The organism is Bradyrhizobium oligotrophicum S58 (assembly GCF_000344805.1).
Classification (GTDB): Bacteria; Pseudomonadota; Alphaproteobacteria; order Rhizobiales; family Xanthobacteraceae; genus Bradyrhizobium; species Bradyrhizobium oligotrophicum.
Genome location: NC_020453.1, coordinates 7384245 through 7398481, shown reverse-complemented (window position 1 = coordinate 7398481; position 14237 = coordinate 7384245). Strand labels below are relative to the sequence as shown.

The window sequence follows — 14237 nt, the reverse complement described above, 5'->3', positions numbered from 1 at the left end:
CCTGCAGGTGAGGTCACGGCGGGCACGACAGGAATCAGGAGCGCACGATGTTGCAGGGCAGGCCAACCCAGGCGAGGCGAGCTGCAATCGCGTCCTTGCGCCCGCGACGTGCGGCACATTCGAGCGGCATGTTTCAACGCGCGGTTGGGGGCGAGGCCCGGCCGCCTGCTGTGGCTCCGATGGCCGTGCACCGGCATGTCTCGCACCGGGCGGTTCCGGCCCGTTTTCACCGGCTGGCATGGCTCGGCTGCGTCAGTGCGCTCGCGCTGTTTCTGAGCGGCACCGCGATCCACGCCCGTCCGCTCGGTGCATCGGGGGCGTCGTCCGCGGCTGCGGCCGCGAGCGCCGCAGCTTCGGCTGCCTCCCAACAGGCGGCGACAATCGCCAAGCAGTCCCAGGACGCGATGACGAAGGCCGCGGCCATGCTCAAGGCGATGCAGGCGGCGCAGGCCGCCGCTCGAGGCATCGCGACCGGGAGCAGCTCGAACAGTCTTAATGCTGGTCTTCCGGCCGTGACGGACGGCTTGTCGACCGGCGGCCTCGTGGTCGATCCGCGCGTCGTGAACGCTTCGCAGGCCGGCACGGCCACCAACCTCTGGAGCGGAGCCGACCAGCCGGTTCAGTCCACGGGCAGTGGCCAGACCACGGTCACGATCAAGCAGACCGCCTCCCAAGCGATCATGAGCTGGTATCAGTTCAATGTCGGCAAGAACACCACGCTCGTGTTCGATCAGCAGGGTAATCCCGGCTGGGTGGCTCTCAACCGCGTCGACGCGACAGGCAGGCCGAGCCAGATCCTCGGCAACATCAAGGCCGACGGCACGGTGCTGCTGATCAATCCGAACGGCATCATCTTCGGCGGCGGCAGCCAGGTGAATGTGGGGTCGCTGATCGCGACCACCCACGATATCGCGGGGACCTCGACTGCGGCAGCGTCGGCTTTCTCCGGCACGAGCCCGAACTACAGCCTGCAGAACGTCACCGCGAACGGTACGTCCTACGCGTTTGCCGCACCTGCCAATGAGAGCAGTGCCAACGACTATTTTACGCAGAACGGCCTGTTCGTGACGTCCGCCGCGAACAACAATGGCGTGGCGGTCGCCAGCGGAAAATCCGCCGTCTTCGTGATGGGCGACCAGACGCTGGGGTCGCTCGGCGGCGGCGGCATCGTGGTGCAGCCGGGGGCAAGCATCACCGCCAATGCCGTGGGCTCGACGACCAGCAACGGCTATCTCGCGCTGATCGCACCTGCGGTCACCAATTCCGGCACGTTGACCGCCAACAATGGCCAGGTCATCCTCGCCGCCGGAAGCGGGATCGTCCTCGCCGAGCCGTCATCGACGGCGACGGGGGTCAAGCAGGCGCTCACGGCGGTGTCCTTCGCGCCGGGCACGACCACGGTTTATGTCAACGTGGCAAACGGCGATTCCATCACGCTCGCGCCGGCGATCGCGACCAAATCACTCGCCGCAGCCTTGCCGAATGGCGGCCTCGTCACCAATGACGGCCTGATCGTCTCCAATGACGGCGCGGTCAGCGTGGTCGCCGACAGCATCCGACAATTGGGGGTGATCGAGGCCACGACGAGCGTCACCCGGCCCGGGTCGATCAGCCTGAACACGTACTACACGACCCCGACGGCCAACGGCGCGATCGGCAGCATCGTGCTCGGACCGAACAGCCTGACGACGATCCTGCCGGACGAGAACAGCAGCACCATCCCCACCGGCACGGCCACCTCCGCCTACTTCGCGGCCAACGTCCAGCCGCAGATTGCGATCAAGGCGAGCGGTGACGTCGACCTGCAGGGCGCCGCCGACGGGACCGGAGGCGCGTTTCTCAAGGCCCCCGGCGCTGCCGTCGAGCTGGGTGCCGGCGTGACGATCAGCGGTGGAAATCTGGCGGCCGGGACGAGCGGCACCGTCGTGCTGGAGTCCGGCAGCGGCATCGACCTCTCGGGTCTCGCCGGCGTGACCTTGCCGACCTCCAACTATCTGCTGAGCTTCAAGGTGACGGCCGCCGAGGTTGCGGATACGCCGCTGGCGCGCGGGCTGATCGGCAGCACGGTCACGATCGACGCACGGCTGAACGGAACGCGAGCCGACGGATTGTCGTGGGTCGGTTCGCCGCTCCTCAATGCCCAGGGCTATACCGGCCTGATTCCGGAGACGATCGACGAGTTGCTGACCGTTGGCGGCAAGCTCGCGATCACGGCGGGACAGAATGCCATCATGCTGCCTGGCTCCTCGATCAACCTTTCGGGCGGTTATGTCCAATATTCCCCGGGGTTCGTCGGCACGACGCGCGTGGTCGGCTCCAACGGCCGCGTCTACAACATCGGCAGCGCGCCATCCGATCTCAGCTACGGCATTCTCGGTGGCTTCACCGTCGATCATGTGCGCTGGGGCGTGAGCGAAACCTACGCCAGCCTGCTGGCGGGCGGCTACTACGATCCGGGCTACATCTCCGGCCGCAGCGCCGGCTCCGCCAGCTTCACCTCGGCCGCGCCGATCCTGGAGGGATCGTTCGCATCCGCGATCGTTGCCGGCGAGCGCCAGCGCGCCGGTCTCGAAGCGATGCCGATGGGCGCCGGCCTCAGCGTGGCGCTGTCCGGCACCAACAGCACGACCTACACGGTGCTGCTCGAATCCGGGGCCGAAGCCGGCCTGGATCCGTTCGGCCTGTCGACTTTCAAGCTCGGAGCATCCTGGTCACCGACGCTGGTCCGGCTTGCCGACGGCACGCTGGCATTCCCGGTGTTCAGCGATCTCCTGACATCCTCGGCCTTCGGCAGCGTCAGCATCGACACCGGTGGCAATGCCATGCTGCAGATGACCGCGGATGCCGCGCTCACGGTACTGCCGGGCGGCAGCGTCACCCTCGGAAATGTCGAGCGGATCGACGGCACCATCACGGCGCGCAGCGGCAGCATCACCCTGACCGGCTGGACACTCGCAAACGGGATCTCGCAATCGGTTGCGCTTCAGGATCTCCTCGTCACGGGTCGGCTCGATGTCAGCGGGCTGTGGATCAACGATAGCGGCGTCGACAACGGCTCGCTGCTGGGCTCGGCCTATGTCGATGCCGGTTCGGTTGCGATCAACACGATCGCGAGCAGCGTCTACACCCCAGGCTCGCTGATTTCCTCGGGGACAACGACATCGGGAAAGGATTTTAGCACAAGCCCTGGCAACACGATCCTCACCTCTGTCACCGACACCACGCGCAGCATCAGGCTGGCACAGGGCAGTGTGATCGATGCGTCGAGCGGCGGCTATGTCGACCGCAACGGGTCGTTGAAGAACGGCGCAGACCGTCTTCCGCTCGGCAAGGGCGGCAGCGTCGCGTTGAAGACCTATGCGGGGGTGTCGTCATTCGTCGTGCCGAGCTATGCGGTCGCAGCGACCAACATCCTGGACAATCTCAACAACGTCCTGGTTACTGCCGGTACCGGATTTTATACCTTCACTGACAATGGCGCAGGTGGCATTCAAGTCCTGCCGTTCGCCGACCGCGCCAACACCTATCTCGAGGGGAGTATCCACGCCCAAGGCTTCGCCGGCGGCGGCACATTTACCTTGCAGGCCCCCTATATCCAGGTCGGCGGCATCGGCGCCGTCTCCTACACGCCGGGTGAGACCCAGAGCAGCGGCGTCGGCCAGATCAATCTGCCGACCTCCTTCTTCAACAATAGCGGGTTCGGCAGCTATGCGCTGATCGGACTGGCGGAAGCCAACGTCGCCGCCAACACCGCGCTGACGCTGAAGCAGACCAATCTGCTTGCTCCGGCTCCTGGATCGTTCACAGGGATCGCAACCAACGCTGCAAAGGCGCGCGAGCTCGCCCAGGCCGGCGCCGTGATCGATGGCCTGCGCAAACCGCTCAATCTGTCGCTCACGCAATCCGGCATCGATCTGTCGCAGTCCGGATTGGCGAACGTGACCGGCGGCGTCACTGTCGGCGCGGGGGCGACGATCACGGCCGATCCAGGCGCGACGGTCAGTATCGTCGCCGATCAGGCGGTCAGCTTCAAAGGCAGCGTGGCCGCCGGGGCGGGCGCCACGGTCACCATGGTATCGAACAAATCTTCCGTGGTCGTGGCCGGCAGCGTCCGGGCGCAAGGCGGGACCGTCAATCTCGCGAGCTTCGGCAATCTGACCCTCGCGGCCGGCAGCATGCTCGACGTGAGCGGCGTGTTCGTGCCCGATCCGACGGTGACCCGCTATGCGACCGGCACGGTCTATGATGGCGGCACCGTCACCCTGCTCAGCAACAACACGGTCGAGGTGCAGCCAGGCGCCACGATCAACATCGCCGGTGCGGCGGGGGTGATCGAAGTGCCCATGGGGCGCAAGGTCCAGACCCAGGCTGTCTGGAGCAATGGCGGCACGCTGCAGGTTGGCGCCTTCACGGCCTATCTCGGCGGCACCTTGTCCGCGGCGGGGGGCGCCCCCCTGGCCGCAGGCGGATCACTCTCGCTTGGTGATTTTGTCCTGCCGGGGACGCTTGCGCCCTATAGCTCGGTCTTCGCCACCGCAGTCTACAACACCGATACGCAATCGGTGATCGGGATCAGGTCCGGCATTCTGATTGCGCAGAGCGGCCTGGCGACGTCCGCCACGACGGTCACACTGACCGCCGACATGATCAACAATAGTGGGCTCGGTTCCGTGACGCTGGCAGCGGGCGGATACCTGCAAGGTTCGCCGAAGGCAGCCACGATCGGCTTCGCCGGGTCGACGGAGATCAGGGTGCCCGGATCGCTGGTGCTTCACAGCGGCAGCAACCTCCTCACCATCCTGCCGGCCGGCGCCACGCTGGCCAATCTGGCGAACACGCCGGCGAGCGTCGGCGGCGCCACCGTGACGCTCGATGCCGGCTATATCCGCCTCGCGGGGACGAGCCTCGAGCAGGCCATATCGCCGCCGGCAGCGAAGAACATGGCGGATGGCACGCTCTCTATCGGCTCCGACGGAGTATCCCATGGACGCTTTGTCACGCAATGGATCGATCTCCAAGGTGATTTGTCCCTCGTGAACGTTGCCAATGCCGCGCTGACCACGGCCGGCGCGGTGCGGCTGCTGCCCGGCCGCTATGGCAGCGAAACCGTCACGCCGACGGGCACCTCGCTCGGCGGCTATTTTGTCACGCCCGGCCGGCTCACCATCACCGCGTCCGAAGTCTTTCCGGCCACGAACACCGCCTATCTGCTGATGTCGACGATGAGCGTCAGCGATTCCTCGCCGACACTCACCATCAAGCAATATGCTGGTAGCTCGCCGACCGCCCCGCTGTCGGCCGGCGGAACGCTGGTGCTCGACGCCCAGAACATCGAGCAGGACGGCACGCTGTGGGCGCCGCTCGGCAACGTCGTCATCGGCCTGCGCTCGGCCGCCGACATGCCGCTGGCGGTGACCCGGTCGGTCGTAGCCTCGTCGGCCACGACCTATTCGGGGGCGTTGGTGCAGACCCAATCGGTGACGCTCGGGGCCGGCGGTCTGACCGCCGTCTCGACCGGCGGGTTCGACATCCCCTACGGCTATACGGTCGACGGCGCAACCTGGTACTACGGCCTCAATCTGAACGCGAATGCGACGACCACCAGCAGCAATCCCGTCACGCAACAAACCGCAGCGCCGGCAAAATCGATCAGCGTCTTCGGCTCCTCGGTCAAGCTGGGCGGCAGCATCGATGCCAGCGGCGGCGGCGACGTGTATGCGGTCGAATATGTCCCGGGTACCGGCGGGACCCGAAACGTCCTGCTCAACTATCAGCAGGTTTCGACGGTCACATCGAGCGGCACCTCCACCAATTATTCGTCAACATACGCCGACGGGCGCCAAGTCTACGCGCTGGTGCCGGCCTACGAGGCCCAGGTGGCCGCCTATGACCCGGTCTTTGCGACCTATCCTTATTATTCCGGGAAGAGCGTCACGTCCGCCGGTCTCGTCACAAGCGGAAGTAAGCTGTCGAGCTTCCCTGCTTCTGCCATGAACAATGCCGCGGGGATCGCGCCGGGGACCTCCGTCACCTTGAGCGGCGGCAACGGGATCGCCGCCGGCACCTACGTGCTGCTTCCCGGCATGTATGCGACCTTGCCCGGCGCCTACCGCGTGGTCCAGTACGCGACCAGCACCGCAAGTTCGGCCGGCAGCTTCACCGGCGCCGACGGCTCGGTCTATGTGACCGGCTCTTTCGGCAATGCGATCACCGGCAGCCGCTCCTCGCAGACGGCGCTGTTCCAGCTGCAATCGCAGGCGGTGTGGGGGCAATACTCCAAGATCAACATCACGAGCGGCACCAGCTATTTCTCGAGCTACGCGGCAAACAACGGTCTGGCCCCGACGGCGTTGCCGGTCGATGGTGGGCTGCTCGTGATCGGCGCGACCAGCCAGCTGAGCCTCGGCGGCAAGAACAGTTTTGCCGCGGGCAGCAGCGATCTCGCGCCGGCGATCCAGGGAGCGACCGGGCAGGTCGACATTGCCGCCGCAAACATTGCCGTCGTCGCCAGCGATCGGCTGGGTCAGTTCGGGACCGTCGCCGCCAATGGCAGTTTCACCGCCAGCACGGCGTTCAGCAATTACCTGTTCCTCGATGCCGATCAGATCAGCAATTTCGGCGCAGGCAGCGTGCTGATCGGCGGCACCGCGTCCGTCACCTCGCCGGGCGCGATCACGGCAATCGCAACAAACCTCGAGGTCGCGTCCGATGCACAGCATCCGCTCAGTGGTCCGGAGCTGATCCTGGTCACCCAGGCAGGCGGCGCCCGAGGACTCACGGTCGACACCGGCAGCGTCGTGAGCACCAGGGGAGCTGTCTCGGGCACCAGCCGCAACATCACGCTGAGCGGCGACGGCGCGCTGTTGCGGGTTTCGAACGGCAGCATGGTGTCCGTCACCCGCAGCGGCGCCACCGGCACCGGGACCTTCACCATCGGCACGGCTGTTGGAACTGCGCAACTCGTTGCCGGCGCCGGTGTCGTGATCACGGCCGGCAATTCGCTGATGATCGACACCAGCGGCTCCGGCGCGTTCGCCCCGGACTTCTCGGGCGGAGGCGGCGTATCGACCACCGGCGTCACGCTCAAGGCGCCCAATCTGTCGATCGCCGCGAACACGTTCAATTTCGGCCCCGAGGGTCTGCCAGCCAGCGGCCTCAACCTGACCCCGGGTCAGTTCAACAGCCTGTTTGCCGGTGCTTCGTCGGTGACGTTGCGCAGCAACAGCGGCTTCGACTTCTACGACCAGACGGCCCTTACGCTTGGCGACGCTGCCAATCCGATAGGTACGCTGACATTCGACGGGTCCGGCTTCTACAGCATCGGCAGCAACACAACCGGGACAGGGGCCACGGATTGCTCGGCGTACTGCGCCACTATCGCGGCCACCAACATCACCCTTGTCAACAGCCGCGGCGCGTCCGGCGTCAGCGCTGATCCGGCCGTCGTCGCAGGCGCGGGCGGCACGCTCAACCTCAATGCCGCGAAGGTCATCACCGCGGACGCCGGCGCCAAGAGCTTCGGTGGATTCAGCAAGGTCAACTGGAACGCGGCCGAGAGCATCACCTTCACCGGAACAGGCAGCCTCGATACGGCCGCCGCCACCGCGACGGCCAAGTTCAACCTTAGCTCTGTGTCGATCAAGAGTGCCGGCACGGGCTACACCAGCGTGCCGACCGTGACGATCTCCGGCACCGGTGGCACGAGTGCGACCGGCACAGCACTGCTTGGCATCGTATCATTCAACGTGTCGACGACTGGCAGCGGATCAGGCTATCGCACCGGTGATCTTGTCACCATCAAGGACTCGGTCACCGGAGCCACCGCCACTGGAACGGCCGTCGCCAGCTCCACCGGCGCCATTGTCGGCATCAACATCATCTCGGGCGGTTCCGGCTTCAGCGGGGTCCTCGCCAATCTGACAGTGACGGTGACCGCGGGCTCGGGCACTGGCGCGGCCATCGGCACGACCGCCTCGCCCACCGTCGGACTGCAACCGCAGTTCGGCGTCGTCGGCGTGAACGTCAGCGGCGGTACGGGCTACACCGGCGTTCCGACGGTCACGATTTCCGGTGGCGGTGGCTCCGGTGCTTCGGCGCAGGCTGTGGCCACGCTGAACGCACTGACCGTCGCCAATGGCGGCACCGGCTACACGAGCGCGCCGCTCGTCACCATCACCGGAGGCGGCGGCAGCGGCGCGACAGCGACTGCCACGCTCGGCGGCTCGGGCATCAACGGGCTGACCTTGACCAACGGCGGCACCGGCTACACCAGCACGCCGACCATCTCGATCTGGGGCGGCTCGGATCTCACTCTGTCGGCGCCGGATGTCGTGGTGAAAGCCGGCGCGAACCAGACGGTGACGGCGCGCGGCAATCTCGTGGCGCAGGGAAATGGCACGGGCGTATTCGTCGGCGACAACAGCATCAGCGGCACGCTGGCGCTGAACGGCGCATCGGTCACGGCCCGCAACGGCGTGCAGATCGATGCCGCCGGCGGCAAGGTCAACCTGACCGCCGCGACGGGTGACGTCGTTCTCACCTCCGGCGCTGCGATCAACGCCCAGGGCGTGCGCCTGCCGGTGAACGATCAGTTCATGGATGCGCCGGCTGGCAGCGTGCAGCTGATATCCAGCCTCGGCAATGTCAGCATCGTCGGCGCGGGCATCGACGTCTCCAATCCCTACGCTGGCTATGCGGGCTCGCTCGCGATCCAGACCGGCAACAATGGCACGATCGGCACGGCTACGCTGGCCGGCACGCTGAGTGGCGCGGCGCGGTTCAACGATCTCGGCGGCAATTTCAGCCTGCTCGCGAGCAATCTGAGCGGCTCGCTGCCGCTCGACGGGACGAAGCCGAATTTCTCCGGCAGCTTCACGGTCACCTTGCAGACCGGCAACATCGAGCTTCCGGCAGGTGCTGTCCTCACGTCGCGAAATGTCCAGCTCACCGCCAATGGCGGTAGCGTCAATATTGGCGGCACCATCGACGCGCGCGACCTCAGCGGCGGCCAGATCTCGCTGTTCGGGACGGGCACGTTGCCGTCCTCGTCGAGCTGCACGACCTCCTGTGGCGTGTGGATCCAATCGACGGCACGGCTGCTGGCGAACGCGGTCACCAAGGATGATCCTACCTTCGGCCGCTATTCGTCCGTCGACAATGGCGCCACCAATCCCAATGGCGGCACCATCACCCTCGCCACGACCGGAACGCCAACGGCAGGCGCTTATGACCCCACCTATGGGTTCCAGCTCGTGACGAGCGCCAATTCCGGCTGGATCAAGGTCGATGCCGGCGCACTGCTCGACGTCAGCGGCGGCCCGACGGCTCCTGCAGGTCAGGTCATCGTGCGCGCGCCACTGCTCAGCGACTCCACGGTGAATGTGCGCTTCAAGGGCAATGTCGTCACCAACGGATCGACATCCGGCGGCGGTCTGGCGCTGAACGCGTATGCGACCTGGAGCACCATGGACGGCACCACCGCCGGCAAGCATTTCGATGGCATCATCGATCCGGCCGGCTGGTTCGACGGCACCGGCACGCGAGTCGCCGGCACGGTGATCGCCGGCGATACTATCAGCTACAGCACGACGACGACTTATACGGCGGTCCCGACCATCCTGGTCGGCGGTGCGAGCGGCGTGGCCGCGGCGATCATGACCACCCAGACCGGAGCGCTGACGGTGCCAACGGCCAGCCGCGGGTCGGGCTTCGGCACAGCAACGCGAAACAACTGCAAAGGCGGCGGTGCGACATTCACCTGTTACTCTGACGCTGCCATGACACTCAATCCGGTCGTCGTGACATTGACGGGCGGCACCGGAGGAAGCGGGCTGGTCGTCACCGGGGTGACGGTCAGTGCGGGTGCCGTCTCTGCGGTCACCGTGAGCAACGCCGCCGCTATCGGCTATACCAGCCCGGTCACGCTGACGGTGACGGGAGGCACGACGGCGGCAACTGTGACCGCCAACCTGCTCATCGCCGGCCTCGTTCCCACCAATCCGAATACGACCTACGCCACTGCTCCGACCGTGACGGCGAACGGTGTCGCCCTGACCGCCAAATATACGGTCCAGCAATCCTATTCGCTGTCGCAGACGACCAATATCGCCCAGAGCATCGGCATCTTCGTGCCGACCACCGCGAACGCCGATCACGTCACTTTCTATCAGAGCACCCTGGCGGGCTTCGTGCAGAAGTCGCTCGCCGGCTCAGTCGGCGCGGGAGACGGCGACGCGTTCGATTTCGCCAGCGGGCTCGGCGCCATCCTGCACGTGCGTCCCGAGATTGTGCTGTCGAACCCGTCATCGTCGATCAATGCCGGCAACGTCACCGTCGCCAGCAACTGGAATCTCGGCGGCGTGAAGGGCTTGACCAACGCCACGGCATTCACTGCCGTGAACGGCGCGTCGGTCGCCCCGAATACCGTTATCACGGACGTTGCCGGCAAGCTTCTCGCGAACTACACGAACTACACCGGGCAGCTCGTCGCCACGGCCAATACGCCCCTGGCCTATCGAACGGCCGCTGGGGAACCCGGTGTCCTGACCGTGCGTGCGGTCAACGACGTCGCCGTCAAGGCCACCATCAGCGATGGCTTCTACGAGACACGGGATTACTTCGGCGGATCCGTCGCCGTGGCTGACCTGATCGCCAACAACCCGGCGCTGTCGGGCAAAGTGGCCGATTACAATACGACGGCCGCAGCGGATCTGATGTCGCGGGTCCAAGGTGTCAACAACGGTTCGTTCTCGATCAACCTGGTCGCGGGCGCGGCGTTCACCTCCAATCGCGACACGACGGCGAACCCATACGCGGTCACGCCTGTGTCGGCGCTCACGGGAACCCGGACGGGCAACGTCAACGTTGACGGTCACGTGAATTCCGCTTTGGTCACGACGCCGACGGGAACCACGACAGCAACGACCTTCAAGCCGTCCATGGTTCCGACGCTTGTGCGCACGGGGACGGGAAGCATCACCATTGCGGCTGCCGGCAACTTCCAGCTCCTCGACAAGTCCGCGCCGGGCGCCGTCTATACTGCGGGCGCGGCGACATCCACGCCCGCTGATTTCACCGCTCTGGCGGTCCCACTCGGCGACAATTGCGGGGGGCCTACCTGTATCAACGGATTCTTGAACACGCCGACCTGGGCGGCTGGTGGCGGTTCGGTGTCGATCACCGCTGGTCAGTCGATTGTTGGTGTCGAGACGCCGGTCGACGACGCTTCGGGATCACAGTCCGGAAAGGCCTATCAGTCCATGATGCAGCTGTGGAACAATTGGTACTTTCATGGCGGCTGGAGCAACGGGACGGCGACGCCATTCGCCAATTGCACCTTCCTTGCCAGCTGCCAGACCGCGGCCTGGATCAACTACGCATCGTTCTACCAGGGCATCGGCGCGCTCGGTGGCGGCAATGCGTCCCTGGTGGCGGGCAGCGACATCAAGCAGATCGGGGTCTCACTTCCGGAGACACTGATCGTCGCAGGCGGCCTCACCGCCAGCGATCCCGCGCACATGATCACCTATGGCGGTGGCAATCTGCTGGTGCAGGCCGGCGGCAATCTTCTGAGCAGCGACTTCCTGGTCGGTCTCGGCAGTGGCCGGATCAACGCCGCCGGCACGATCAGCGCGGATCCCAATTCGTCGCTGTCGGCGACGCTGGTCACCGGAAATTCCAACGCGACCGCCAAGTCGGCCAATACGTCGCCGACCTCAAAACCGCTGGACATGATCCTCGGCGTGCAGAACGGCTTCATCAGCGCGACGGCGGGCGGCAGCATCAATCTCTTGTCCGTCTACGATCCGGCTCAGCTCGCCGTGTACTCCGTGCCATCCATCATCATGCCGGGCGGAACGACGCCCACCACGTCGTCCACCTGGATGGGCTCGCCATTCACCAGCTACGGAGCCCAGAGCGGGGTTTCCTTGACCGCTGTTTCTGGCGACGTCACGATCGCAACCGCGACCGCCCTCCCGGTTGTGGCGAAGGGAGGAAATGCCACCACCGGCACCGTGACTGCCGTCACGGGCACCTCTGTCATCGGCGTTTACCCCGCCACCCTCGACGTTACGGCTTTGAATGGATCCATCATGATTGGTGCCGCCGCGGGGCAGGTGATCAACATCGTCCCGATCCCGAGCTCCGCCGGGGCGGCTTTGGGAACGCTGTCGTTGATGGCGGCGCAGTCGATCAATATCGGTACCAGCTCAGGGATCTCCATGCTGGATCTGGCGACCGGAGCGTCGAGCAGATATGTGCATGGTGCCGCCACCGCTCAAAGCTTCATCAATCCGCTCGGGCAGACCTTTGCTGATCTGACCCAGGCGCTACACGCCAATGATCCGGTGCCGGTGGTCATCGCCGCGGGACAGGATATCACGATGGCGGGCAACATCACGCTGATCAAGCCGGCCGACATGACAGCGGGTAACAACATCGTATCAGAGAAAGCTCTCTCCTCTGCAATCGATGGCGTCCCGGAGACCAATGCCGGACTTGCGACCATCACCTTCCAGAACAACAATGTCAGCGACGTCACATCGCTGGTGGCGGGAAACTCGATCATCGGCGGCTCCTATGTCCTCTACGGTCCCGGCTCGTGGCTGATCCAGGCCGGGCGCAACATCGGTCCGCTCCGTCAAAGCCAGAACGGTTACGCGGGTATCGTTGCGGCGGGCAACGGCATCAACTACGGCACCAATACGGATGCTTCTCTTTCGGGAAAGCTGGTCAAATACCTGCCGAACCAGAGCGCCGACATCTATGTGATGGCCGGCGTCAAGCCGCAGCGCGTCGACTACGCAGCGGTGATCGCCGAATATGTCGACCCGGCCCGATCGGGCACCAGCGGGATCGATCTGTTGCGGCTGATCGCCGCCAAGCTCAACGATGGGCTGGATCCGGCTAAGTCGTGGGACGCTGGCAGCCGCGCCAAGGCTTGGAGCGACTTCAATGCGCTTGCCGTCGACAGGCAGCACAGCCTGGTCGATCAGGCTCTGAGCGGCTATTTCGGCACCGGTGCGCGCGCCGACTACGTCGCGTTCATCAACAACTATATCGCGCCGACGGCGCCTGATGTCGGCTTCGATTTCCTGGCCGAAGTCGCCGGGGTCCTCGGAATCAGCAAGGATGCAGCGAGCGCGAGGTTCGCCACGATCGCTGCCGGGCAGGATACACCTACCTTGCGCGAGAAGCTTGCGATCAACCGCAGCTTCAACGACTTCCTCATCCGGGTCGGCAAGGACCGAAACGATCCCGGCAGCATCTATAGTGGAGAGTATGGCCGCGCCTATGCCGCGATCTCGACGCTGTTCCCGGCGGCGCTCGGCTATACCGACAACCGGCCCGGCAATGGCGTCAACGGTGCTGCCAATCGCATCGTCACCGGCACGATCTCGCTCGGCGGCTCTGTGCTCGAGACACAGATGGGCAGCGACATCAGCATCCTGATGCCGGGCGGCAACATCAATGTCGGCCGCAATGGACAGGATCTGTTGTCGCCCATCCAGGAAGGAATTCTCACGCTCGCCGGCGGGACGATCCGGGGCTACAGCGACGGCACGATCCAGCTCGCGCAGAGCCGGGTCATGACCATGCAGGGCGGCGACATCGACCTGTTCTCCGCCAATGGCGACATCAACGCCGGGCAGGGCTCGAAGACCTATGCGGCCAGTCCGCCGCAGCAGACCATCTGCGACGCCAACGGCTATTGCTACCTCAATCCGACGGGGCTGGTGACCGGCGCTGGCATCGCGGCGCTCATCACGTTGAAGGGACAGGACCCGAGCAAGAGCGATGTCAACCTGTACGCGCCGACCGGCACGATCGACGCGGGCTCGGCCGGCATTCGCGTCGCCGGCAATCTCAGCCTTGGAGCGGCGCATATCCTCAACGCCTTCAACATCAACGTGCAGGGCTCGGCGACGGGCCTTCCGACCGTCGCGCCACCGCCGGTGGCGGCGCTGACGCTCGGCAACAACACGGCTGCCGCGCCGCAGAAGCTCGCCCCGTCGCAGCAGCCGTCCGCGGACGGGCGAGCGTCGGTGATCATCGTCGAAGTGCTCGGCTATGGCGGCGGCCAGGGAGGCGGCGGCGACACGCCTGCTCGCAATGGAACGAGCCAGAGCGGTGGGAATGGTAACGGCGCGACGGCACCTCAAAGCGCCTCCGGATCTGAGGCCTGCAAGGAAGGTGCTGCGGACTGTCGGTCGCGGCCGTGAGCAGCGGACGTCGGG

At 65.6% G+C, this 14237-nt stretch carries 1 protein-coding gene; it reads left to right on the top strand.

The window, feature by feature from the left end; all coding sequences use genetic code 11:
• The first annotated feature begins 179 nt into the window (after positions 1-179).
• Positions 180-14222, top strand: a complete 14043-nt coding sequence (locus S58_RS32010; RefSeq protein WP_015669589.1) for a filamentous haemagglutinin family protein — start codon at positions 180-182, stop codon at positions 14220-14222.
• Positions 14223-14237: the final 15 nt, after the last annotated feature.